We start from the raw sequence: 22,131 nt of genomic DNA, 5'->3' as shown, positions 1-22,131 counted from the left end.
CGTTTGCGCATTCCCATTTCCGTTTATAGTAGCGATTCAAACGCACTAGAGAGCGGAAGGACTGCCCATGCTGCCACTCTTCGACATGATGATGCAGGCGCAGAATGGCGCGGCGATGGATGCCATCGCCAAGCAGTTCAACCTCGCGCAGGAACAGGCGACCAAGGCGATGGCGGCGCTGATGCCCGCCTTCTCCGCCGGGCTGAAGCGCAGCACCGCCAATCCCTATGACTTCATGGGGCTGATGCAATCGGTGGCATCCGGCAATTACGGCAAGTATTTCGAGGATATGAGCAAGGCCTTCACGCCGCAGGGCATCAATGACGGCAATAATATCCTGTCCCAGCTCTTCGGCTCCAAGGAAGTCTCCCGCGCCGTTGCCGCGCAGGCAGCCCAGATGACCGGCATCGGCCAGGAAATCTACAAGCAGATGCTGCCCGTCATGGCCGGCACGCTGATGGGCGGGCTGTTCAAGCAGTCGACCGGGCAGATGTCCTCGCCGGTCAATCCCTTCGTCAACACGGCGATGGGCGAAACCATCCAGGCCTGGCTCGAAAGCACCGGCTTTGCGCCGAAGCAGAAGGCGGCGCCCGAGCCCAGCATCTTCGACAATCCCTTCACGCAGGCCATGCAGCTGATGTTCAGCGTGCCGAAGCCCGAGCCGGAAAAGACGGTGGCCAACCCGTTCCTCGACAATCCCTTCGCCAAGGCCTTCCAGGAAATGATGGCCGGCATGAGCCAGCCGCAGCAGGCCGCCAAGGCCCCGGAGCCACCGAAGGAAGAGGCCCAGGAGCCGTCCGAAAGCTACATGGACATGCTCAACACCATGTTCGACAGCGGCCTCGAAGTGCAGAAGAGCTACCAGAAGAGCCTGGAAACCATCTTCGACGCCTATCGTCCGAAGAGCCCGCCCTCCTCCAAGCCATAAAAAAACCCGGAGACGGCTGGGAAAGCCGGTCACCGGGTTAAGAGGCAGGGCTATTGGCTATCACCCTGCGGGGAAACGGTCCGCTCCTAGTCTATGTAGGAGCGGAAGATCGACAGGCGCCAGCGGCGGCGGGCCGAGGTCGTCAGGTGGGCCGACGGATCCTCGAAGAACGACGACGTCAGAAGGGCGGCGGCGATATCGGCGCGGGTGAGGCCGATATCCCTCAACTGATAATCGTCCAGTTCATGGAGGCCGTTGATCGCTCTGCGATTGCGGTAGGCGCGAAAGAGAGCGGCCAGCGGAGCCATGATGCCCACGAGACGTGTGGACGTTGCCGGCTGCTTGGCACAGTCGAGTTCTAAAGTCTGGTCAATCATGCGCATCGAACTCTCCTTTCTTTCGGGCGCAACGATCCACCCGCCCCGCGAGGTCGAGCGGGACGGTGTGTGGATCGAAACTCAAGTCGGACAGAGCGGTCTCTGTCCTTCACTTTGCTTGATTTGCAGCCAGAAGATGCCAAAGCCCTATTGATCAGTCCAACGAATGTTTCTAATGGTTATTATCAGAGATCGTTATAGGTGAGCCCATGTCAGCGCCTCTTGATATTGACCAGTTGCAGACTTTCATCGCCATCGTCGACTCCGGCAGCTTCACCAAGGCCGCCGATCGCGTCTACAAGACGCAGTCTGCCGTCTCGATGCAGATGCGGCGTCTGGAAGAGCGGATCGGCAAGCAACTTTTCATCAAGGACGGCCGCGGCAACCGCCTGACGGTCGAGGGCGAGAAGCTCCTGAACTACGCGCGCCGCATCATCCGGCTGAACAACGAGGCGATCGCGGCCTTCGACGACAACCGTCTCGAGGGCACGCTGCGCATCGGCACGCCCGACGACTATGCCGACCGCTACATGCCGGAGATCATCGGCCGCTTTGCCAAGACGCATCCGAATGTCGAGCTCTACATCGTCTGCGAACCCTCGGTCGATCTGGCCGAGCGGATGCACAAGGGCGAGCTCGATATCGCGCTGGTGACGCATAACCCGCGCGAGCGCATGTCGGATGTGGTCAGAACCGAGCCGCTCTGCTGGGTGGGCTCTGCCAACCATCCGATCCGCGACGATGCGCCGGTTCCGCTTGCTGTCGGCCGCCGTGATTGCCAGTGGCGCCAGCTTGCCTGCTCGGCGCTCGATGCCGTCGGCCGCGAGCACCAGATCCTGTTCACCAGCTGGTCCTGCACCGTGGTTGCGGCCGCAGTGCTTGCCGGCATGGCCGTCTCCGTCATGCCGGAATCGGCGTTGCGCACGGGCATGAAGGTGCTGAGCCAGGCAGACGGCTTCCCTGCCCTGCCCCCGGTGCAGATCGGCATCATGAAGCGTCCTGGCGTTTCGATCTCGCTGATGAATGCGATCACGGCGCATATCACCGCCTGCCTCGACAACATCACGCCTGCCGTCGTCGACGACAATCTGGAGGCCGATGTGAAGAGTGCTTACGCGCGGAACTTCCCGCGCCTGAAGGCCGCCAACATGGTGCCGAGCTGGTAAGCCTCAGCTTACCTCTGCGAACAGGCAAGCGCGGATGACGCGCTTCCATTCTTCCAGCATGCGCTCGGCGAGCGCTTCCTCGCTCTTGACCGCGAGGCGGATCGAGGCGCCGATCAGGTGGCTGAAGAGATAGGTGCGCGCCTGCATGTCGACCGCTTCCAGCTCCGGCGCGACGCGCCTCACGGCATCGAGAAAGATATCGGCGACGCGGTTGCTGTGTTCGATGTTCAGCCGCAACAGATCCTGGTCGGTTTCCGTGCCCATCCAGACGCCGAGATAGGTCGGGTTGTTGCGATATGCATTGTAATACCAGTCGATCATTCCCTCGATCAGGGTCAGAGACTCCTCGAGCGACTGGACGCCGGCAAACATCTTGGCGGTCTTGGCCTGCACCTCGCTCGCATGACGGTCGAAGAGCGCTTTGACGATTGCCGCCTTTTCCGGGAAATACTGGTAGACCGAGCCGATCGGCACCTTGGCGGCGACCGCAAGCTCGGTCATGCGCATGGCGCTGACGCCCTTTTCGGCGATGATCTCGGCAGCGGCTGACAGGATGAGATCGAAACGCTGAATGCTGCGTTCCTGCTTGGGCTTTCGGCGAAGGCCGATGCGATCCACACTGTCTACGCTCATTTCACCCCCGTATTTTTATGAATGAGCGGCGGTGTCTGTTTCAAACCGGCGCATGCGAGCGATATGGCATGCAGCCCTTCATGCGCCGTAAATGGAAAGCATCGCATTTTAACGAACTGTCAAACTCCACAAAAATCGGGGCGCGCGGCCCCGATTTTCATGTTTATCCCTGTGGATTTCCAGTCGATCGCAAGATCAGGCGAGGTTCTTCTTCAGGAATTCGACCGTACGACTCCAGGCCAGGTCGGCGGCCTTCTTGTCATATCGCGCAGAGGACGTATCATTGTTGAACGCGTGATTGACGCCGTCATAGACGAAGATCTGGAAACTCTTGCCGTTAGCCTCGAGCGCCTTCTTGTAATCGTCGATGCCGGCATTGATGCGGTCGTCGAGGCCAGCATAGTGCAGCATCAGCGCCGCTTTGATGGCGGGCACCTGATCGGCCTTCGGCTGGGCGCCGTAATAGGCGACACCGGCCTTGAGCTCCGGTGACTTGGTGGCGAAGGTGTTGACGGTGCCGCCGCCCCAGCAGAAGCCGATGGCGCCGACATTGCCGTTGGCGTCGGGCAGGCTCTGCAGGTATTTGAGGCTGGCTTCGGCATTGGCCGCAGTGGCGGTTGCATCCAGCTTGCCGAACATCTCGCGGGCCTGATCCTCATTCTCCGGCGTGCCGCCGAGCGGCGAGAGGAAATCCGGTGCCAGCGCGATGAAGCCTTCGAGCGCCATGCGGCGGGCAACATCGCGGATATGCGGATTGAGGCCGCGGTTCTCGTGAATGACGATGACGCTGCCGAGCTTGCCGGATGCATCCTTGGGCTGAACGAGATAGCCCTTCATTTCCCCGGCGGCGCCGGGATAGGTGACATCGGCGGCCTTCAGCCTGGCGTCATCGGCGGAGATAACTTCGGCGACCGCCTTGTTGGCGGCCAGCATCGGCGCGATCACGGCTGCGGCCCCCGCCGAGCCTGCGAGCTTCGACAGCTTGTCCATGAAGCCGCGTCGATCCAGCGTCAGATGCGTGTATTCGTCATAGGCGTTGATCATCGCCTGGGTGATTTCCGGCTTGTCCATGTGGTTCTCCTCTTCCCTACCCGGGGTTTTGCCCGCTGAGGAAGATAGGTCACCGCACAACGCGCGGAGAACACATGTGCGTTACCCGCTGAAGGCCATCCAGCCGACCAGCCATCCCCACATGCCGATCAGCACGACGAAGCCGGCAGCGAACAGCGGGCTGCGAATGCGCAGGCGGTTGCTGGTGACGTGGACATAGGCATGCGCATAGCGCAGCGCGACGAAGACCCAGGCGGCGACATCCGCCGGGATGTTGTCAGCCTCAGTGATATAGAGAAGGATGCAGCAGACATAGAAGAGGATCGGCAGCTCGAACTGGTTGGCGATGCAGTTCTTGACGAACAGGCTTTCCTGCGGCTCGACCCGGTTTTCGCGGTATTCGGATATCCTGACCTTGCCCTGCTTCACCATCTGGCGGCGGCGATAGCCGAGCAGACCGTAGAGGATGAAGACCAGCGCGACATGGGCGACGATAGGCCAGAACATCTCGAAACCGGTCATGTGGGCATTTCCTTTCCGCTTCTTCCAAATTTTTCAAAGCAGTAAAGGAAAACGTCCAGCGTTGCCAGACGAACGCCCGCCGCGAAAAGCCGCAGCGGGCAAACGACGTCAGACCTGGGCGATGCCGCCGTCGGCGAAGAGTTCTGCGCCGGTGACGAAGCTGGAATCGTCGGAGGCGAGAAAGAGTGCTGCAGCGGCGATTTCATCCGCATGGCCGACGCGGCCCATCGGGACCTGCGAGCTCAGGTAATCGAGCAAGCCCTGCTGCTCGGCCTTGCCGGGACCGGCGAGCTCGACGAGGCCGGTGGTTTCGGTCGGGCCCGGGCTCAGCGTGTTGATGCGGATGCCGCGACCCTTCAGATCGAGGATCCAGTTGCGCGAGAAGTTGCGGATCGCGGCCTTCGAAGCGGCATAGACGCTGAAGGCCGCGGTGCCCGTCGAGCCTGCAGTCGAGCCGGTGAGGATGACCGAGGATCCTTTGGCGAGCAGCGGCAGCGCCTTCTGCACGGTAAACAGCACGCCCTTCACGTTGCGGCCAAAGGTATCGTCATACTGCTCCTCGGTGATCTCGCCGATCGGCGCGAAGGAGCCGCCGCCGGCATTGACGAAGAGCACGTCGATGCGGCCGGCCTTTTCCTTCACCTCGGCATAGAGGCGGTCGAGGTCGGAAAGCTTCGAGGAATCGGCCTGGATGCCGGTGACATCGCCGCCGATTTCGGCAACGGCCTTTTCCAGAACATCGGCGCGGCGGCCGGTGATGAAGAGGCGCGCGCCTTCCGCGGCAAACCGCTTGGCGGTGGCAAGGCCGATGCCCGAGGTGGCGCCGGTGATGACTGCGATCTTTCCATTCAGTCTCTGTGTCATGGTGTGTCGTCTCCTTTGTGCGACTGAACAGAAGATATGGACGGCAAGATCGTTTCGGAATAGAAAGAAAAGTAATCCATCATTGCAGAAATGAAACGATGAAACTGCCGGACTTTGAAGGCTTTGCGATGTTCGCCAAGGTGGCCGAGGAGCGCTCCTTTGCGCGGGCCGCCAAGGCGCTCGGCGTATCGACGGCGACGGTGTCGCGCGGCGTCAGCCGGCTGGAGGAGCGGCTGGGAGCCCGGCTCTTCAACCGGACATCGCGGCAGCTGTCGCTCACAGAATTCGGCTCCCGCCTTGCCGACCGGGCATCGCGGATCTTCTCCGAGGCAGAGGAGATCGAAAACGCGGCGCGCGAACTCTCCAGCCGCCCGCGCGGGCTGATCCGGCTAGCGGCGCCGATGTCCTTCGGCGTGCGCTGGCTGGCGCCGATCCTGCCGGATTTCTTCGAGCAATATCCCGATATCAGCATCGATCTGCATATGAGCGATGCGAGCACGGATCTCGTCGGCGAAGGCTTCGATGCGGCGCTGCGGATTGCCGTGCTTCCGGATTCCTCGCTGGTGGCGCGGCGGCTGGCGCCGGTGGCGCCCTTCATCGTCGCCGCGCCCTCATATCTCGAGCGATACGGCTGCCCACAGCATCCGCGCGATCTCGAGGCGCACCACCTGATGGGCTATGCCTATCGTCCGCGCCAGGACATCTGGCGGCTGAAGAGCCGGGAGGGAGAAGAGATTTCCATCACCCCGAACGGGCCGTTGCGGGCGACGAATTCCGAAGCGCTCATTCCGATGGCGCTGCGCGGTCTCGGCATCTGCGAGCTTCCCGAGTTCATGGTGAGCGAATATCTGGCGGACGGGCGGTTGAAGGCGATCCTGACCGACTGGACGCTGCCGAGCGGTGCGCTCTATTTCGTCACGCCCTCGGCGCGGTCGCGGCCGGCGAAGATCGAGGTACTTGCGGAATTCTGCGCGGCGCGGCTGACAAACCCACCCTGGCGCTGGCCGCGCTGATTACTCCGCCTTCGGGCCGATGCGGATCAGCACGAAGCGGACAATGGCGATCAGCGTGACGGCGAGTGCGGCGAATTTGAGCTTGGTGAGCCAGGGAAGTGCTGCTGCGGCGATGGCGGCCGATGCGCTGTCGCTGAAGGCCGTCAGGCTTGCGAAGTTCTCGCCGTAGTCGGCCAGCGCATAGAGGATCGGCAAGGCGCAGACAGCCTTGACCAGGGCCGGATGAACCGGACGGCCGAAATAGCGGCTGCCGGTGTCGAGCTTGAGGATGACGGTGAGGAGCAGCATCGCGAGCAACGCCGGAAGCACCAGTTCCGGGCCGAGATACATGGCGCGGAGCATATCGTGCGCCACCGGATTGCCGTTGAGCAGAACCTGCATGGCGGCAACAGTGGCGTCGTCATAACCCGCGACATAGGTGTCGAGCATGGCGCGGCCGGTTTCGTGCTCAAACGGCAGCACGAAACCGAAGACAGCCCAGCCGAAGGCGGCAAGGCTGAGGATGGCGAGCAGCCAGATGATCCAGGCGGGTATCCGGCTGCCTGCTTCCATGATCAGACGCCGGAGCCCGGATAATTCGGGCTTTCGCGGGTGATCGTCACGTCATGCGGATGGCTTTCGCGAAGACCGGCGCCGGAGATGCGCACGAAGGTGGCGCGCTCCTGGAACTCCTTGATGTCCTTGCCGCCGACATAGCCCATGGCTGCCTTCAGGCCGCCTGCGAGCTGGTGGACGACGCCGGAAACCGGACCCTTGTAGGGAACCTGTCCCTCGATGCCTTCCGGGACGAGCTTCAGGGTGTCGCGCACTTCGGCCTGGAAGTAGCGGTCTGCCGAGCCGCGCGCCATGGCACCGACGGAGCCCATGCCGCGATAGGCTTTGAAGGAACGGCCCTGGTAGAGATAGACTTCGCCCGGGCTTTCATCGGTGCCTGCGAGCAGCGAGCCGATCATGACGGCGGAGGCGCCGGAGGCAATCGCCTTGGCAACGTCGCCGGAGAACTTGATGCCGCCATCGGCGATAACCGGAATGTTCTGCGCCTGCGCGGCTTCGACGGCCAGCATGATGGCGGCGAGCTGCGGAACGCCGACGCCGGCAACGACGCGCGTGGTGCAGATCGAGCCCGGGCCGATACCGACCTTGACGGCGTCCGCACCGGCATCGATCAGCGCCTTGGTGCCTTCCGATGTCGCGACGTTACCCGCCATGACGCGGACGGAATTGGAGAGCTTCTTGACGCGGCCGACGGCTTCCAGAACACGGGCCGAGTGGCCGTGGGCGGTATCGACGACCAGCAGGTCGACACCGGCATCGATCAGGCGCTCGGCGCGCTCGAAACCATCTTCACCAACGCCGACGGCAGCGGCAGCACGAAGACGGCCCTGTGCATCCTTGGCGGCGTTCGGGTTGAGCTGTGCCTTTTCGATGTCCTTGACGGTGATCAGACCGACGCAGCGGCCTTCGCCGTCGACGACCAGCAGCTTCTCGATGCGGTGTGCGTGCAGCAGGCGCTTGGCTTCCTGCTGATCGACGCTTTCCTTGACCGTTACGAGGTTCTCGCGGGTCATCAGTTCGTAGATCTTCTGGCTCGGATCGGAGGCGAAGCGGACGTCGCGGTTGGTGAGGATGCCAACGAGGCGGCCAGACTTTTCGACAACCGGGATGCCGGAGATCGAGTACATCTTCATCAGCGCCAGCGCATCGGCCAGCGTCGCATCGGGGCCGATCGTCACCGGATTGACGACCATGCCGCTTTCGAACTTCTTGACCTGGCGGACCTGTTCGGCCTGTTCAGCCGGGGTCAGGTTCTTGTGGATGACGCCGAGACCGCCGGCCTGGGCCATGGCAATTGCCAGGCGGGCTTCGGTGACCGTGTCCATGGCGGCGGAGATGATCGGGATGTTCAGTTCGAAGTCGGGAGCGAGGCGGGTGGCAACGCTGGTCTGGCCCGGCAGAACCTCGGAATGACCGGGCTGCAGCAGCACGTCATCGAAGGTGAGTGCGTCCAATCCGGTTGGCGTTTCAATGATGCGAGCCATGGCCAATTTCCTTCAATTAAGAAAAAATGCGACCCCACCCGGAACGAATCGTCCGCACCGGCGGTGTGCAAGGGTTGCTTTGGAAGTTGGCGAGGGCTGGTAACACGTCTATGACAGGATGGGAATAGCAAAACGCGAATGCCAGCCGCGCGTCCAGAGAATAGGACGGAACAGTGTATTCTGACGTCCGGCAGCCTTGTTTGGCGCACCCTGCTTTCCCATGTGTCCACGGGCTGGACTGCATTTTCTTCAAGACGTCATACTTCCCACCTTTCAACGGAGCCTGCACGCCGTGAACACCACCTGCACCTGCACATCGTCAGATACGTTCGTCTTCCTGCGCGCCTGGCTGCGCAATCCGCTGCGGGTTGCCTCCGCCATTCCCTCGGGCCGCTCGCTCGGCCAGCTGATCACCCAGGAGATCGATCCGGCATGCGGCCGGGTGATCGAGCTCGGACCCGGCACCGGCGTCTTCACCCGCGCCCTCATCGGCCGCGGCGTTGCCGAGAGCGATCTGGTGCTGATCGAAAAAGGCCGGGAATTTACCGGCATGCTGGCAGAGCGGTTTCCGCAGGCAGCGATCGTGGAAAGCGATGCGGCGAAGATTGGCCAGCTTGAACTTGGCGGTCCGGCAGGCGCCGTCGTCAGCGGACTGCCGCTTCTCTCGATGCCGCCGCGCCAGGTGATGAGCATTCTTGCCGGCGCCTTCAGGCATCTCGGCAATCAGGGCAAATTCTACCAGTTCACCTACGGCCCGCGATGCCCGGTGCCGCGGCCGATACTCGACCGGCTGGGCCTAAAGGCCGTGCTCGTCGGGCGAACGATCCAGAACTTTCCGCCGGCTGCGGTCTATCGCATTTCCCGGCGCAACCCGCTGGCCTTCTGGCAGCGCAACGCGGATTGAAATGGGCGGGAGCGGTGAGAGCCGCTCCCGCTTTCGTCATCAGATATCGAACTGATAGCTCTTCGGCACGAAGCGGTAGCCCGCGCCCTGCTTCTCGACGAAACCGACAGCCGGGAACGGCATGTGATAGCCGAGGAAGGCGATCTTGTCGGTGGCGATCAGGTCGAACACCTTCTTTCGGGATGCCGCGGCTTCCGCCTTGTTCATGTCGAAGCGCACTTCCCATTCGGGATGCAGCAGCGACAGGATGTAGTGGTTTGCGGTATCGCCGGTGAAGACCATCTGCTTGTTATCCGACTGCGCATGGAAGACCATGTGGCCAGGCGTGTGACCGGGCGCCAGCATGGCGGTGATGCCGCTGACGACGGAATCGCCTTCCTTGATGAAGGTGGTCTTTTCGGCAAAGGGAACGACATTGGCGAGAACCGCCTTGTGGCCGCCTTCGGCCGGCGTGCCTTCGCGGGCCTTGTCCGTCCAGAAATCGTATTCCGCCTGTCCGGCGACATAGCGGGCATTCTTGAAGGCGGGGGCACCGTTCTCCATCATGCCGCCGATATGGTCGCCGTGCATATGGGTGAGCGCCACGACGGTGACGTCATCGGCCGAGTAGCCGGCCGCCTTCAGGCCATCCTGCAGCTTGCCCATGCCGCGCTCACGGGCACCGGCGCCGAAGCCGGTATCGACGAGGATCACATCCGATCCGGTATCGATGATGGCGGGCGAATAGCTGTTCACGAACTTGTCGCCCGGCAGGAAATTGTCGGTCAGCAGCTTCTTGACCGTTTCCGGATCCTGATTGGTGCCGAAGGTCTCGAAGGGCTTTTCCAGCACGTTGCTGCCATCGCGGATGGCGGTGATCTTGAACGAGCCGAGCTTGAATTGATTGATCTCTGGCAATGCCGTCGTCATCTTACCTGTATCTCCAGTCGCGGCCGCCTGGGCCGTCGTTCTTAAAATGGCCGGCGCTGCCAGCAGGCCAAGGCCTGCGGCAAAAAGTGTGCGCCGCTTCATCCCCAATGAAACTGCCATATATGGATCCTCCGGCAATGTGCGATCTTTTCGCACCCATCCCTTGTGAATTCGCCGGGATTTCTAGCCCCGGCGGCGTAAGCATATGTCAATCTTGAAAGGAGAAGTTGCCGAACAAGCCGTCTCACGCAGACGTGAAGCAGATGTGTAAACTTCGGCGTTTCCGGGATTGGCAGAGACCTAGACCAGGACTAAACAGCACCCGCCCCCAAGACCACCATTCAAGGCTTTCGCCTATGAACCGCATTGTTCCGCTGATCCTCGCCGTCGCTCTGTTCATGGAGCAGATGGACTCGACCGTCATCGCCACCGCCCTCCCAGCGATCGCCAATGACCTCCACGTCAACCCCATTACCCTGAAGCTGGCGCTGACATCCTACATGGTGTCGCTCGCCGTCTTCATTCCGATCAGCGGCTGGATGGCCGACAGGTTCGGCGCCAAGAACATCTTCCGCCTCGCCATCTGCGTTTTCGTCGTCGGCTCGATCTTCTGCGCCTTCTCTTCGAACCTCGTCGAATTCGTCTTCGCCCGCTTCCTGCAAGGCATGGGCGGCTCGATGATGACCCCGGTCGGGCGCCTGGTTCTCGTCAGGACGACGCAGCGAAGCGACCTCGTATCGGCCATGGCGCTGCTGACGATCCCGGCGCTGGTGGGGCCTCTTGCCGGGCCGCCGCTCGGCGGCTTCATCACCACCTATTTCAGCTGGCACTGGATCTTCCTGATCAACGTGCCGGTCGGCTTTGCCGGCGTTTGGCTGGCGACGATCTTCCTGCCGCATGTGGAGGCGACGAGGCCACCGAAACTCGATTTCATAGGCTTCATCCTGACTTCGGTTTCGGCCGCCGGCGTGGTCTTCGGCCTGTCGGTCGTCAGCCTGCCGGCGCTGCCGCCGATCATCGGCATTGCCGCCACCGTCGTCGGCCTCATCTGCGGCTGGCTCTACGTCCGCCATGCCAGGAGCCATCCGGCGCCGATCCTCAATCTCGATCTCTTCAAGAACGCAACGTTCCGCGCCTCGACGACGGGTGGCACGCTGTTTCGCATCTGCGTCGGTGCCATGCCCTTCCTGACGCCGCTGATGCTGCAGCTCGGCTTCGGCCTGACGCCGTTCCAGTCCGGTCTCATCACCTTCTCGGGCGCGATCGGCGCGATCACCACCAAGTTCATGGCGCGGCGCGTCTTTGCCGCCGTCGGCTTCCGCTCGACGCTGCTGACCGCTGCCTGCGTGACCACCGTCGTCACCGCCGCTACCGGCTTCTTCACGCCCGAGACCCCGCATCTGGCGATCGTCATGATCCTGCTGATCGGCGGCTTCTCGCGCTCCTTCATCTTCACCGGCATCAATGCGCTGGCTTTCGCCGACATCAAAGACTCGGAAGCCAGCCAGGCGACCTCGATGAGCTCGGTGCTGCAGCAGATCAGCCTGGCGCTCGGCGTTTCCGTCGCCGCCATGATCCTGGAGACCTGCATCTATTTCCGCGGCGAGGCGCTGCAGGTGGCGGATTTCCATATGGCCTTCTACGTGATCGCCGCGCTGACGATCATCGCCATGATCCCGTTCATCCGCATGGACAAGAATGCTGGCGCGCTCGTCTCCGGCCATCGCGGCAAGCGCGTGGCGCCTGCCGTCATGGAAGCCGAGCAGCCGGCGGTGAAATAGCTCACTCCGGCTGTTCGCAGACGGCGCTCAGCTTGTTGCCGTCCTGATCGCGGACATAGGCGGCGTAGAAATCAGCATGGAACGGGCGAAGGCCCGGCTTGCCCTCATCGGCACCGCCAGCGGCGATCGCCGCGGCATAGAAGGCATCGACATCGGCCCTCGATGCTGCCGACAACGCCACCATGGTGCCGTTGCCTGCCGAGCCACGGCGGCGGTTGAAGGGCGTGACGATCCACAGGCGGCAGCGGCTATCGCCATCCGCCGAATAGCCGATTTCTTCTTCCGAATAGCGCTGGCAGCGATAGCCGAGCAGCGGCAGCACGGCGTCATAGAAACGCCGGGCCCGCTCGACGTCATTGGTTCCGAGGGTCACATAGAGAAGCATAGGTCGATGGCAGTCCTGTCTTGGGACTGTCATAATCGCCCGAGATCCCTGGAAAGATCAAGCTTCCGTAACGTCAGTTTGCGCCTGGCGGCCCTTGAAGCTCTTGGCAAGCAGGAACATCTCCACGGATTCCGCCCGCGAGGACGCCGGCTTGACGTGCACGACCTGCTTGAAATGCTGTTTCAGCATGGTCAGGAGTTCGCGCTCGGTGCCGCCCTGGAAGGTCTTGGCCAGGAAGTGGCCGCCCTCGCCCAGCACTTCGATCGCGAAATGCGCCGCGACCTCGCAGAGATGCATGGTGCGCAGGTGATCGGTGCGGTGATGGCCGGTCGTCGGCGCCGCCATATCGGAAATGACGAGATCGGGCGTGCCGCCGACGGCTTCGATCAGCCTGGCAGGCGCTTCCGGATCGAGGAAGTCGAGCTGCAGGATCTTGACACCCGGCAGCGGCGCCATTTCCAGGAAGTCGATCGCGGCGACGCGGATGTCCTCGTCGGTGGAATCGGTGACCTTGGCGGCGATCTGCGACCAGCTGCCCGGCGCGGCACCGAGGTCGATGATGCGGCGCGCACCCTTGAGGATGCCGTGCTTCTCGTCGATCTCCAGCAGCTTGAAGGCGGCGCGGGCGCGATAGCCTTCCAGCTGCGCGCGCTGCACATAGGGATCGTTGATATGGCGGTTCAGCCACTGGCGCGAGGACGCCTTCATCTTCTTGTTCTTGACGCGCTGGCCGAGCTTGCGGCCGGTGCGGTTGCCCGCGATGGGTGCCTTGGTCATTCTTCCCCTACCTTCCACGCTGGCCGCGGCGATTGCGATGGCGGCGCCAGACGCCGTCATCCGCCATCATGTCCGTCAGCAGGCCTTCTCTCAAGCCGCGATCGGCAACGCGCATGCGCGGGCTCGGCCAGCGGCGGCGGATCGCCTCCAGAATGGCGCAGCCCGCCAGAACCAGATCGGCCCGGTCAGGCCCGATGCACGGATTGGCGGCGCGGCTTGCAAAATCCCATGAGAGCAGCTTTGCCTGCATGGCCGAAACTTCGTCATCCGAGAGCCAGATGCCATCCACCTTGCGGCGATCGTAACGCGGCAGATCGAGATGCACGCCGGCCAGCGTCGTGACCGTACCCGAAGTGCCGATCAGATGGAAATCGGTCGATTCCACCACCTCGATCTCCGGGCAAATGAAATTCGACAGCATGCCGGCCACTTCGGAGACCATGCCCTCGAAAACGTCGGGCGTCACATCGCGCCCGCCATGCCGCTCCGAGAGCGTGACGACGCCGACGGGCAGCGAGGTCCAGTGGGTGATGTGATTGGCAAGCCGGCTGAAGCGGTTTTCGCCGATGCGGATGACCGCGATTTCGGACGAGCCGCCGCCGATATCGAAGAGCACGACCGAGCGCGTCTCGCGCCCGACCAGCGACGAGCAGCCGGAGACGGCAAGGCGCGCTTCGGTTTCGCGGTCGATGATCTCAAGCTCGAGGCCGGTTTCGGCAACGACGCGCTTCAGGAAGTCTTCGCCATTCGACGCCTGACGGCAGGCTTCGGTGGCGATCAGCCGCATGCGGCGGATCTCGCGGTTCTTCAACTTGCCGGCGCAGACGCGCAGCGCATCGACGGCGCGGTCCATCGCCTCGTCGGAGAGACGGCCGCTCGCCGCCAGCCCCTCTCCAAGCCTGACAATGCGCGAAAAGGCATCGACGACGCGGAACTGGCCAGGACGGGTCGGCTGGGCGATCAGCAGGCGGCAATTGTTGGTGCCGAGGTCGAGCGCGGCATAGAGCTCGTCCGGCCAGGGATGCTCGTGGGCGTGATGTTCGCGCTCGGGAAGCCGCGGCGGACGCTGCAGCTCGTTGCCGCGCGGCTGGGCGGCACCATTGGCGCGCGCCGAAGCGGGGGCAGCAACGGCAGACGGCTGGACGGCCGCCTTGCCCGGCGTCAGCGGACGGCCCTGCAGGCCGCGCTTGCCGCGATGCTTGCGCCGGTTGCGGCGCGAGGGATGCTCCGAATCACCAGTGCTCGATGCGGCTGCTTCGGGCGCCTTTTGCGGATGATTGTGTGCGGGAGCCCCGGAATCGGCCTGTCCTGCGGCATGACCACCGCCACGGCGGCGGCGCTTGCGTTTGCGGGACGGATTCCCTGCTGCGTTTTCCGTCGGGCGCGCAGCGTCTCCGGGGGTGCCGGAGGCGGTCTGCGAAGCGGCCTGGGGTGCGTTGCGGGATTGACCGCTACGTTTTCCCTTGCGGCGCCGGGACTTTTTACCGTCCTTGCGTCCTGCCGCTGGCGCCCCGTCAAATTGCGGCTTGGCGCCGCCTTCGGGGTCTTCCACGTTCTTTTTCCACGCGCCGCGCAAGGCCTGACCGGTATGCTGCTGGCGCTCATTAGATTTTTGCGTTGCCGCAAGAATACCAGCGCATGCGAAAATCACCAAATTCTTTTTGAAATCAGTTTTAGAAGGCCCTGAAACGCCCCTTCCACAGCTCTCTCGATTTTTTTCAAAACAGGTATTTGCATTCCGCCGTCTTTTGGTTATAAGCCCCGCACGACAGCGAAGCGGCCGACGCGCCGCTCCTGCTGGGGAATAGTTCAATGGTAGAACGACGGACTCTGACTCCGTTAATCTTGGTTCGAGTCCAGGTTCCCCAGCCAAATTTTCTTTTCTTCCCCTTCTTGGATTTCCAGTCGAGGAAAAACTATTATCCTCGCCGTGTTCTCTCGGGAGATAACGCTGCATGCCGGTTTTAGCTAAAGGTCTATTTCAAATTGCTGATAGACAACACAACGGCCGCCAAACATCTCTTTCTGCTGAGCCAGACCTTCGTTCAACTGAAGACCACGATTCGTCGTGGAGATGCCGAAATCAAACCAGTCCCGGTTGACGAATACCGTATCTGTAAGATGTGCAACGACGACATCCACACCGCCGAGATCACGTCCTTTGGGTGACGCCGCGATATACTGAACATGAATCGCCGGCCCGCAGTCGAATGTGACAAGTCCAGCGATCATCCTCCCTTCATGAAAAGCACCGAACAGTCGAATGCGTTCAGGGAAGCGAGATGCCAGTAACTCTATTTCGCCCAATGAGTGCGTCGGGCTTGCATCATGACGCTGCGACAAGACATCGGTCAGTATGGCCCAAAAAGCGGGCCAATCGCCGGTTTCAAGCACCACGACACCCGCTTTTTGAGCCGCCCTGGCGGCGTGAAGACGCGACTTCGAAGCCTTTGGACGATCGCGTAACGGTATAGCTGCCGATGCATCACACCGAACGAGTCGTCCGCCCGACCGAAAGACGGCATACAAGTCTTCTTCCGCAGGCTGTCGATGATAGATGTGGGGCACGGGCTTGTAGAGCAACTTGTCAGCTCCAGCAGCTCGGGCGTAGCTCAATATTGCCGAAAAGACATCAAGGCACGTCGCTGTCCGCATCTTTTGATCGACAATCATCCCTCCATACGTCAGCCCCCCGTGGGAAATAATGGTATCTGCGCTTCTATTTGCGGGAAATAGGGCTATCAGCTTTCCGGCCGATCTTACGATCATAGACGCGTCATCAAAGCGGTCTGCATGATAGTCCATGAAACGGCGATCATGAAGGAATGTGCCGCTTTTAGATGCTGCAATCCAGGCGTTCCATTCACTCGCATCGTCGGCCCTGTACGCATGAACGGTAATGTCACTCATTCGACTCAATCCAGCGAGCCACGCCTAGCCCTGTTCGTCCCATTCCATTCCCGTTGTAAAATAGATAGCTTTCGCCTTGCGGGGTATCTATTCTGGCGGGATAGCACGTCATTTCGTCGTCCCAAGCTCCCTTCGTCCCCACGGGTAGCTCTGAAATCATGGTACGATCGAACCGAATGCCGTCATGTGACAATGCCAAAAAGCAGGCATACTCTTTATCAAGAGTATCGGACGTAACTCGAAGCTCATAACCAGCTTTAGTGCGGTTAACTCTTGGACGACCTATGCGGTACTCGTTCTCGGCCACATCTAGTATCTTGACGGCACGTTGCATATCAAATGCTATTCCATCCGCACTATCGACGGCCCAACAATTGTACTGCGGGTAATCCGTACCATCTATATTTTGCCACCGCTGGCCGCATGATATCCAAGCTCGGTAGCCGGAATCTTGCCTCTCAATGCTATGCAGCGCAGCGATAAATGGTGCTTGCAATGCTCTATCAATGACTGGCGTGCTCTTAACTCTGTTGAACGTCTCCCCACGATCCAGACTAATAGCAAGCCCGGTAAACGCGAGAAATTTGACCTTCTGAACCAACTGAAAACCGACATAGTACATACGGAGTTCCTGCGGTGATGCCCAGACAAGATCGCCCAATATTACCCCGTTGTCGTCAAACATACCGGGCTTCCCGACATCAAGGACCGGCTTGGACGCCACTTGCAGCACGCGCATTGGATTAGTTCGATCGACGTCTATCCAAGCAATTCGCGATATCCCATTTTGATCGCGTACACCCCCATAGACACGAATGACCTTGTCTGAAATCTGCAGGGGGACAGGCGTCATAAAGGAATGCAGATCCCAGCCCTGTCTTCCGTCAGGGCAATAGACTTGCCCGAGCTTCTCCCAACTCATATCAATTTTCCAGTTTGAAGTATCTGTAGCTGCTTACTTTCGATACGGCAGCGGGGTGACCGGTGATAATCAACCCGGGCTCGGGAAATGATTTATTTATGACTGCGGCAAGCGCGACGAAGCAGTCTTCGCCAATTTCCACTTGATCAGCGAAGGCTGCATTCACCCCCAGAAAACTGCGACGCCCTATCCTGCAATAGCCTGAGATAACACAGTGGGACGAAACGAAGGTGTAGTCGCCAAGTACGGTTTGATGACCGATGTGGTTACCGCTCCATAGCACCACACCGGAGCCGACTTTCGCACCATGCTGAATAACGTTGTTTTCAAAGACGAATACATTCTCGCCGAGCGTCGCCGTACGCCAAACGAACGCCCTAGAACTCACATAATTCGCCAGCTCATAACCTTTTGCCTTTGCTGTTACGATCAGCCGCTCTCGCACACGATTTAACTGCGTATTCGTCACCGCGACATGAGCCGCCACCGTCTTCGGGTCGAAACGGCTCTCTGCATCCTCAAAAGCTACCAAAGGCAGCCCACGATGCTCTGATCCATCGAGAAAAGCTCTCTCGACTGCAAAACCAACGACTTCGTAGTCGGAGTCCTGAGAGAAATATTCATGGGCAATATCGGCGAATTCACCCGCACCAATGATCAAAAGCGGCTTCTTCATTTGTTTCTGACCTCGTTGGAACGTTACAGCGATACGTTGTACGGCTTTCTTTGAAAACCGCAGCTACTTTGCCGAAATCGGATATATGCGCTTAAATATGCCTCTTAAAGCTGCCTGAGACACATGCGTCTTATAAGAAAATGTGTTGCTATAGCTGCAGAATATCTCACGAATTCGGGGGTCGAACTCAATAGCATCTCGAATTTCATCTTTACGACCTTGCAATACACCATTCTTCAGAAAGCGCTTTATCAATTTTTCTCCACGTTCTGGGAGAGTCCGCTCTGGAAAGTAGCGATTTTTCCACTGCACGACCGTACGAACCTGCCGCCAAAGATTGCGATGAAGGTTCGTTTGATGTTTGCGATAAGCCATCCCGGCGGCCTCAATGAAGCTGAACTTCATATTCGGATGCGACAACATATGTTGCAGCAACTTGGTCCTAAATATCAAATCGTCACCGGCCATATCTTCGTCGTAGCCACCGAAGGCCTTAACGATATCAAACCTAACGACAGCGCCCTGAACGTAAAAAGAGCCCAAAAACGAGAACTCATGCTCTAATAGCTCTTTAACAGAGCGAATCTCTCTCCGAGCCAGCCCGCCACGCGATCGCATCGATTTGACGACTGTGCCCTCGGCGTCAATCTCAACATTGGAGCTGTTAGCGACAAATACCAAGTCCGGATCAGCTGCAAGTGACTTCATCTTGGATGAGATGCAATCCGGATAAAGGATGTCGTCCAACGAAAATAGCGAAACATAAGCTCCGGTGGCTACCGCTAGCCCGCGATTAACATTCATGGGAACGTTGCCGGTATTTTGCTGCAGAATGAGCTTGAAAGGCCTTCCACTTGCCTCCAGCGCATCCCGCAAGACACGGTCGTTTCCGTCAGTCGATCCGTCATCGACGACTATGATTTCGAGGTTAGGGTAGTCCTGTTGCGCGATGGACTCAATTGCGGCAGTCGAATATCTTGCATGATTATAAGTCGTGCAGACTATCGAGCAGAGCTTCTTTTCTCCGTCAGCGATATCGACTAGCTCGTTCATTCGTTCGGGCGCCCCAAGACGTCCAGGACAGATTCGATTACCCAATCCACCTCCGCTGTACTCATCTGAGGCCCTATAGGAAGGCTTAAGACTTCCCGTGCAAGAAGCCCCGCAAGCGGAAAAGCTTCCGAAGCGTAGCCCAGATGCGCATATGCCTGCTGCTCGTGTGGGGGTATAGGGTAGTGCGCCTGCGTTTGCACTCCACGTTTCGACAATTCATCAGCCAGCCAGTCGCGTTGAGGATGACGAACGACAAAAAGGTGCCAAACAGGATCAGCCCACTCTGGGACAACTGGTAAAACCAGTGGCGTAGCACGGAACGCTTCAATGTATCGGTTGGCGATCGACTGCCTCCGCGAATTCCAAACGTCGAGGACCCCTACCTTCAATGCCAGCACGGCCGCCTGAACTGGGTCCATTCGGCTATTGAACCCGGCAATCTCGTTGACATACTTCTCTTTCGAGCCGTAGTTCCGCAGCATTCTGAGGCGATCCGCGATTTCCGCGCTGTCAGTCGTGACAGCGCCCGCGTCACCCAAAGCTCCCAAATTTTTCGCGGGATAGAAGCTCCAAGCTGTGGCGTGACGCGTTCCGCCGATCCGACGGCCGCGATATCTAGCACCATGTGCCTGGGCGGCATCCTCTATGACAAAAATTCCTGACGGCTCCGCAAGCGCTACGATTGGATCAATATCTACGGGTTGCCCATAAAGATGTACAGGAATGATGGCCTTGGTGCGTTCGGTAATCGCCTTGCTGACGGCTATCGCCTCAATACAGTAGGTGTATTCGTCAGGTTCAACCGGCACAATCGTTGCACCAGTTCGACTTACCGCCAGCCAAGTCGCAATGAAGGTATTCGACGGAACGATAACCTCGTCTCCCGGGCCAATATCACAAGCCCTCAAAGCCAGTTCCAGCGCTTCCAGGCCGTTGGCAACAGCAACAGCTTGGGACGCACCGCAATATTTTGCATAGACGGACTCGAAAGCCTCGACCTCTTGGCCTCCGATGTACCAACCAGACCTTAGTGCACGCAGAACTGCGGGCTCAAGTTGATCCGAAAGCTCTTCGTAGGCCAGTTTTAGATCTAAAAAGGGAACCTTCATCGGCTCTCAACCTCGCTGAGGAAGACATTATAGTCGCGTATGTAATCCGATTCGTCATATACCTCCGACGCGAGCACGGTACAGACTGCTCCGGACGAAAAATTATCCAGATAGCGCCAAGTCATCGGGGAAATATATAAGCCCTGAAAAGATCGGTTGAGATGAAACTGCTTTTTCTCCATCCCATCATCCAGGATAACGTCAAAGCTTCCCGAAGTTGAAATCATAAGCTGATGCAGCTTTCTGTGGGCATGACTTCCACGATCGGCGCCGCCGGGTATGTCATAAAGGAAATAGACTCTCGCTATGTCGAACGGAATGTGGTTGCCACCCTCGATAAAGGTCAGGTTGCCCCGGACATCCGATATCTTAGGTAGTTGCAATATGCGGCAGTCGGCGATCGTCATTTAACTCGCTCCTCCGGGTCATCATCCGCTTCCCGAGATTTTCAGTCTCAACTAAACGAGATGACACTTCGGATGCAATATCCAATTCGCAGGAAGCCAATAGACTGCTTGAGCGAGTACGGGATAGTTAGTTTGCCTCTTGAGTCAGGCCAAAATGTAGTCGAAATTACATTTCACCAAGGCCCTCACCCCTCCCGCGGCGAAGCAAACTCATGCCATTCCGCTTCCGACCCATGGAACACGTTCAGATCGATCTTCCCTTCCACACCCTGAGAAAGCCCCGAACCGGAATATTGCCAGAGCATCCAGCGGCGGCCGGGGTAGACCTGGGCGGGGTGGGCGGCGACGGAGCGGAGCCAGAAGGGGTGGTTCTGGAACTGGCCGCGCAGGTTGTCGCGGTAGAAGTCGGGCGCGGTGTAGATGATCGGGCGCTTGCCGTAGTGGCGCTCCAGCTTGTCCATGAAGACCTGCATCTTTTCGACGACGCGCTCGGGTGACGGGCGGCGCTTGCAGCTCGATTCGCCGTTCCACTCGACGTCGATCACCGGCGGCAGGGCGTCCGGGTCGCGCGGGACGTTGCGGATGAACCAGTCGGCCTGTTCGCCGGCGGTGCGGCACCAGTAGAAGAAGTGATAGGCGCCGCGCTTCATGCCGGCGGCCTTGGCGCGCTGCCAGTTGGTGCGGAACATCGGGTCGAGATGGTCGCCGCCGTCGGTCGACTTGATATAGGCGAAGTTGGCGCCCTGGCTGCGCAGCGTCACCCAGTCGATATCGCCCTGCCAGCGCGAGACGTCGACGCCGTGGACGGCAAGCTTGCGCGGCGAGGCGCGGCCGAAATTGATCGGCTTGGCATCGCGGAAGCGGTGGGTATAGATGCGCGAGCGGGTGCGAGGGGAGAAGGCGGGTTCGGCAACGGATGGCGGTGCCGCCATCAACGCTTCGGGGCGCTCGGCAGGAACGGGGGCGCCGACCATGCGGTCAACCGGCTCGAAAGCCTGCGGCTGCGGCACGCGGCCTGCCCAGGCGAGTTCTTCCTGATGCGGAACGGCGGCGGGCGGGGCGACTTCGGCCATGACGGGGGCTGCCGGAACGGCGGCAGGCGGCGGTGAAGCGGAAACCGAGCTCGTCGTTTCCTTCGACACGACGCCTGATACCAGGCCCTCCGGGGTCGTGCTGGATGCACAGCCCGAAATGGTCAGGCAGGCAAGAAAGATCGCGGGTACAGCCGAAAAACGCATGGAACTCGTACACAACACAGAAAACGACACTGACACATCCAGCCTGAACGAGGCCGGACGAATGGCTAACGGCAGTTTACTGGGAAATGTTGAATCCAATCTTTACGCCGGAATTTTCCGGACGGGCGTGTCATTTCCGCACGAAGGCGGGCTGATCCAGACGCAGAAAACCCGGCGTTTCACCGCCGGGTCCAGATGCGATCCTGTTCATTCGTGCCGTCAGCGGCGCATCAAGCGCATGACGAGCGATACGACGAAGAGAACCAGGAATATGAAGAAAAGAACCTGCGCTATGGACGCCGAAGCGCCTGCAATGCCGCCGAAGCCGAGCACGCCGGCAATCAGTGCCACGACGAGGAATACCAGAGCGTAATACAGCATGGCGATCTCCTATGCGTTGGACTGACATAATAACGGCCGCCCAAGGACTTAGTTCCATCGGGCGGCCGGATCTGGCACAGATTGGCG

The 22,131-nt window shown here is 60.0% G+C and carries 24 protein-coding genes and 1 tRNA gene; 6 read left to right on the top strand and 19 right to left on the bottom strand.

The genetic code is table 11. The annotated features are described in order from the left end of the window. The first annotated feature begins 67 nt into the window (after positions 1 to 67). Entirely contained in the window at positions 68 to 928 is an 861-nt protein-coding gene (locus ACEN84_RS12635; protein ID WP_413711034.1) for a DUF937 domain-containing protein, read from the top strand. Positions 929 to 1,014: 86 nt separating this feature from the next. On the opposite strand, the gene ACEN84_RS12630 is transcribed toward ACEN84_RS12635, so the two are convergent. Continuing rightward, positions 1,015 to 1,311 carry a DUF1127 domain-containing protein gene (locus ACEN84_RS12630; RefSeq protein ID WP_112713106.1) on the bottom strand — a complete coding sequence of 99 codons (297 nt, stop codon included), beginning with the start codon at positions 1,309 to 1,311 and terminating at the stop codon, positions 1,015 to 1,017. Positions 1,312 to 1,514: 203 nt separating this feature from the next. On the opposite strand from ACEN84_RS12630, the gene ACEN84_RS12625 reads away from it, so the two are divergent. Next, on the top strand, positions 1,515 to 2,471 hold the full coding sequence (locus ACEN84_RS12625; protein WP_112713108.1) for a LysR substrate-binding domain-containing protein: 957 nt from the start codon (positions 1,515 to 1,517) through the stop codon (positions 2,469 to 2,471). A gap of 3 nt (positions 2,472 to 2,474) precedes the next feature. On the opposite strand, the gene ACEN84_RS12620 is transcribed toward ACEN84_RS12625, so the two are convergent. The 4 genes from ACEN84_RS12620 to ACEN84_RS12605 form a co-directional block, all read right to left on the bottom strand. Further along, the gene (locus ACEN84_RS12620; RefSeq protein ID WP_413711033.1) at positions 2,475 to 3,104 is read right to left on the bottom strand and encodes a TetR/AcrR family transcriptional regulator; all 630 of its coding nucleotides are present in this window, start codon (positions 3,102 to 3,104) and stop codon (positions 2,475 to 2,477) included. 195 nt (positions 3,105 to 3,299) lie between these two features. Continuing rightward, positions 3,300 to 4,175 carry a dienelactone hydrolase family protein gene (locus ACEN84_RS12615; protein WP_413711032.1) on the bottom strand — a complete coding sequence of 292 codons (876 nt, stop codon included), beginning with the start codon at positions 4,173 to 4,175 and terminating at the stop codon, positions 3,300 to 3,302. Positions 4,176 to 4,256: 81 nt separating this feature from the next. Beyond that, positions 4,257 to 4,676: an MAPEG family protein gene (locus ACEN84_RS12610; RefSeq protein ID WP_112713114.1), complete on the bottom strand. Its 420-nt coding sequence runs from the start codon at positions 4,674 to 4,676 to the stop codon at positions 4,257 to 4,259. Positions 4,677 to 4,784: 108 nt separating this feature from the next. After that, positions 4,785 to 5,540, bottom strand: coding sequence for an SDR family oxidoreductase (locus tag ACEN84_RS12605; RefSeq protein WP_413711031.1), 756 nt, complete (start codon positions 5,538 to 5,540; stop codon positions 4,785 to 4,787). Between the two features lie 98 nt (positions 5,541 to 5,638). Between ACEN84_RS12605 and ACEN84_RS12600 the strand changes: the two genes are divergently transcribed. Further along, complete coding sequence (locus tag ACEN84_RS12600) at positions 5,639 to 6,553, top strand: LysR family transcriptional regulator (RefSeq protein WP_112713118.1); 915 nt, start codon at positions 5,639 to 5,641, stop codon at positions 6,551 to 6,553. On the opposite strand, the gene ACEN84_RS12595 is transcribed toward ACEN84_RS12600, so the two are convergent. Together ACEN84_RS12595 and guaB are read right to left on the bottom strand one after the other, a co-directional pair. After that, positions 6,554 to 7,105, bottom strand: a complete 552-nt coding sequence (locus ACEN84_RS12595) for a hypothetical protein (RefSeq protein ID WP_413711030.1) — start codon at positions 7,103 to 7,105, stop codon at positions 6,554 to 6,556. It lies immediately after the preceding gene. A 2-nt stretch (positions 7,106 to 7,107) separates the two neighbouring features. Beyond that, entirely contained in the window at positions 7,108 to 8,592 is a 1,485-nt protein-coding gene (gene guaB, locus ACEN84_RS12590; protein ID WP_112713122.1) for an IMP dehydrogenase, read from the bottom strand. Between the two features lie 292 nt (positions 8,593 to 8,884). Here guaB and ACEN84_RS12585 point away from each other — a divergent pair, with 292 nt between their 5' ends. Beyond that, positions 8,885 to 9,496, top strand: a complete 612-nt coding sequence (locus tag ACEN84_RS12585) for an SAM-dependent methyltransferase (protein WP_130279007.1) — start codon at positions 8,885 to 8,887, stop codon at positions 9,494 to 9,496. A 39-nt stretch (positions 9,497 to 9,535) separates the two neighbouring features. On the opposite strand, the gene ACEN84_RS12580 is transcribed toward ACEN84_RS12585, so the two are convergent. Beyond that, entirely contained in the window at positions 9,536 to 10,525 is a 990-nt protein-coding gene (locus ACEN84_RS12580; protein ID WP_199626224.1) for an MBL fold metallo-hydrolase, read from the bottom strand. 236 nt (positions 10,526 to 10,761) lie between these two features. Here ACEN84_RS12580 and ACEN84_RS12575 point away from each other — a divergent pair, with 236 nt between their 5' ends. Next, on the top strand, positions 10,762 to 12,186 hold the full coding sequence (locus tag ACEN84_RS12575) for a DHA2 family efflux MFS transporter permease subunit (RefSeq protein WP_413711029.1): 1,425 nt from the start codon (positions 10,762 to 10,764) through the stop codon (positions 12,184 to 12,186). Position 12,187: 1 nt separating this feature from the next. On the opposite strand, the gene ACEN84_RS12570 is transcribed toward ACEN84_RS12575, so the two are convergent. From ACEN84_RS12570 to ACEN84_RS12560, 3 genes are read right to left on the bottom strand one after another with little or no spacing between them, the layout of a single operon-like run. After that, entirely contained in the window at positions 12,188 to 12,571 is a 384-nt protein-coding gene (locus tag ACEN84_RS12570; RefSeq protein ID WP_112713130.1) for a VOC family protein, read from the bottom strand. Between the two features lie 57 nt (positions 12,572 to 12,628). After that, on the bottom strand, positions 12,629 to 13,348 hold the full coding sequence (locus ACEN84_RS12565; RefSeq protein ID WP_112713132.1) for an RlmE family RNA methyltransferase: 720 nt from the start codon (positions 13,346 to 13,348) through the stop codon (positions 12,629 to 12,631). Between the two features lie 7 nt (positions 13,349 to 13,355). Further along, positions 13,356 to 14,900: an exopolyphosphatase gene (locus ACEN84_RS12560; protein WP_413711028.1), complete on the bottom strand. Its 1,545-nt coding sequence runs from the start codon at positions 14,898 to 14,900 to the stop codon at positions 13,356 to 13,358. Positions 14,901 to 15,146: 246 nt separating this feature from the next. Here ACEN84_RS12560 and ACEN84_RS12555 point away from each other — a divergent pair. Then, positions 15,147 to 15,220 (top strand) — tRNA-Gln (locus ACEN84_RS12555). Positions 15,221 to 15,316: 96 nt separating this feature from the next. Here ACEN84_RS12555 and ACEN84_RS12550 read toward each other — a convergent pair. The 8 genes from ACEN84_RS12550 to ACEN84_RS12515 form a co-directional block, all read right to left on the bottom strand. Then, positions 15,317 to 16,258: a GNAT family N-acetyltransferase gene (locus ACEN84_RS12550; protein WP_413711027.1), complete on the bottom strand. Its 942-nt coding sequence runs from the start codon at positions 16,256 to 16,258 to the stop codon at positions 15,317 to 15,319. Beyond that, positions 16,251 to 17,180, bottom strand: a complete 930-nt coding sequence (locus ACEN84_RS12545) for a hypothetical protein (RefSeq protein ID WP_413711026.1) — start codon at positions 17,178 to 17,180, stop codon at positions 16,251 to 16,253. Before ACEN84_RS12545 ends, ACEN84_RS12550 begins: the two co-directional genes overlap by 8 nt. A 1-nt stretch (position 17,181) precedes the next feature. Then, complete coding sequence (locus ACEN84_RS12540) at positions 17,182 to 17,856, bottom strand: acetyltransferase (RefSeq protein WP_413711025.1); 675 nt, start codon at positions 17,854 to 17,856, stop codon at positions 17,182 to 17,184. Between the two features lie 63 nt (positions 17,857 to 17,919). Then, complete coding sequence (locus ACEN84_RS12535; RefSeq protein ID WP_413711024.1) at positions 17,920 to 18,909, bottom strand: glycosyltransferase family A protein; 990 nt, start codon at positions 18,907 to 18,909, stop codon at positions 17,920 to 17,922. Further along, positions 18,906 to 20,018 (bottom strand): DegT/DnrJ/EryC1/StrS family aminotransferase, encoded by a 1,113-nt coding sequence (locus ACEN84_RS12530; RefSeq protein ID WP_413711023.1) that lies wholly within the window; start codon positions 20,016 to 20,018, stop codon positions 18,906 to 18,908. The genes ACEN84_RS12535 and ACEN84_RS12530 overlap by 4 nt, the downstream gene beginning before the upstream one ends. Beyond that, entirely contained in the window at positions 20,015 to 20,425 is a 411-nt protein-coding gene (locus ACEN84_RS12525) for a sugar 3,4-ketoisomerase (protein ID WP_413711022.1), read from the bottom strand. Before ACEN84_RS12525 ends, ACEN84_RS12530 begins: the two co-directional genes overlap by 4 nt. Before the next feature lie 185 nt (positions 20,426 to 20,610). Beyond that, positions 20,611 to 21,663 carry a GH25 family lysozyme gene (locus tag ACEN84_RS12520; protein WP_413711021.1) on the bottom strand — a complete coding sequence of 351 codons (1,053 nt, stop codon included), beginning with the start codon at positions 21,661 to 21,663 and terminating at the stop codon, positions 20,611 to 20,613. Positions 21,664 to 21,882: 219 nt separating this feature from the next. Continuing rightward, on the bottom strand, positions 21,883 to 22,044 hold the full coding sequence (locus ACEN84_RS12515; protein WP_112387679.1) for a DUF1328 domain-containing protein: 162 nt from the start codon (positions 22,042 to 22,044) through the stop codon (positions 21,883 to 21,885). Positions 22,045 to 22,131: the final 87 nt, after the last annotated feature.

The sequence above is a fragment of the Rhizobium sp. Rhizsp82 genome (assembly GCF_047325115.1).
Lineage (GTDB): Bacteria > Pseudomonadota > Alphaproteobacteria > Rhizobiales > Rhizobiaceae > Rhizobium.
This window is presented reverse-complemented; position numbering and strand designations above follow the sequence as displayed.

What these genes read in the sequence shown, in the direction of transcription:
- ACEN84_RS12600 (WP_112713118.1), top strand. Translation starts at nt 5,639, where the DNA reads ATGAAACTGCCGGACTTTGAAGGCTTTGCGATGTTCGCCAAGGTGGCC.
- ACEN84_RS12615 (WP_413711032.1), bottom strand. Translation starts at nt 4,175, where the DNA reads ATGGACAAGCCGGAAATCACCCAGGCGATGATCAACGCCTATGACGAA.
- guaB (WP_112713122.1), bottom strand. Translation starts at nt 8,592, where the DNA reads ATGGCTCGCATCATTGAAACGCCAACCGGATTGGACGCACTCACCTTC.
- ACEN84_RS12575 (WP_413711029.1), top strand. Translation starts at nt 10,762, where the DNA reads ATGAACCGCATTGTTCCGCTGATCCTCGCCGTCGCTCTGTTCATGGAG.
- ACEN84_RS12610 (WP_112713114.1), bottom strand. Translation starts at nt 4,676, where the DNA reads ATGACCGGTTTCGAGATGTTCTGGCCTATCGTCGCCCATGTCGCGCTG.
- ACEN84_RS12630 (WP_112713106.1), bottom strand. Translation starts at nt 1,311, where the DNA reads ATGCGCATGATTGACCAGACTTTAGAACTCGACTGTGCCAAGCAGCCG.
- ACEN84_RS12525 (WP_413711022.1), bottom strand. Translation starts at nt 20,425, where the DNA reads ATGACGATCGCCGACTGCCGCATATTGCAACTACCTAAGATATCGGAT.
- ACEN84_RS12625 (WP_112713108.1), top strand. Translation starts at nt 1,515, where the DNA reads ATGTCAGCGCCTCTTGATATTGACCAGTTGCAGACTTTCATCGCCATC.
- ACEN84_RS12595 (WP_413711030.1), bottom strand. Translation starts at nt 7,105, where the DNA reads ATGGAAGCAGGCAGCCGGATACCCGCCTGGATCATCTGGCTGCTCGCC.
- ACEN84_RS12535 (WP_413711024.1), bottom strand. Translation starts at nt 18,909, where the DNA reads ATGAACGAGCTAGTCGATATCGCTGACGGAGAAAAGAAGCTCTGCTCG.
- ACEN84_RS12635 (WP_413711034.1), top strand. Translation starts at nt 68, where the DNA reads ATGCTGCCACTCTTCGACATGATGATGCAGGCGCAGAATGGCGCGGCG.
- ACEN84_RS12530 (WP_413711023.1), bottom strand. Translation starts at nt 20,018, where the DNA reads ATGAAGGTTCCCTTTTTAGATCTAAAACTGGCCTACGAAGAGCTTTCG.
- ACEN84_RS12570 (WP_112713130.1), bottom strand. Translation starts at nt 12,571, where the DNA reads ATGCTTCTCTATGTGACCCTCGGAACCAATGACGTCGAGCGGGCCCGG.
- ACEN84_RS12565 (WP_112713132.1), bottom strand. Translation starts at nt 13,348, where the DNA reads ATGACCAAGGCACCCATCGCGGGCAACCGCACCGGCCGCAAGCTCGGC.
- ACEN84_RS12580 (WP_199626224.1), bottom strand. Translation starts at nt 10,525, where the DNA reads ATGGCAGTTTCATTGGGGATGAAGCGGCGCACACTTTTTGCCGCAGGC.
- ACEN84_RS12550 (WP_413711027.1), bottom strand. Translation starts at nt 16,258, where the DNA reads ATGAGTGACATTACCGTTCATGCGTACAGGGCCGACGATGCGAGTGAA.
- ACEN84_RS12605 (WP_413711031.1), bottom strand. Translation starts at nt 5,540, where the DNA reads ATGACACAGAGACTGAATGGAAAGATCGCAGTCATCACCGGCGCCACC.
- ACEN84_RS12515 (WP_112387679.1), bottom strand. Translation starts at nt 22,044, where the DNA reads ATGCTGTATTACGCTCTGGTATTCCTCGTCGTGGCACTGATTGCCGGC.
- ACEN84_RS12545 (WP_413711026.1), bottom strand. Translation starts at nt 17,180, where the DNA reads ATGAGTTGGGAGAAGCTCGGGCAAGTCTATTGCCCTGACGGAAGACAG.
- ACEN84_RS12540 (WP_413711025.1), bottom strand. Translation starts at nt 17,856, where the DNA reads ATGAAGAAGCCGCTTTTGATCATTGGTGCGGGTGAATTCGCCGATATT.
- ACEN84_RS12620 (WP_413711033.1), bottom strand. Translation starts at nt 3,104, where the DNA reads ATGAGCGTAGACAGTGTGGATCGCATCGGCCTTCGCCGAAAGCCCAAG.
- ACEN84_RS12520 (WP_413711021.1), bottom strand. Translation starts at nt 21,663, where the DNA reads ATGCGTTTTTCGGCTGTACCCGCGATCTTTCTTGCCTGCCTGACCATT.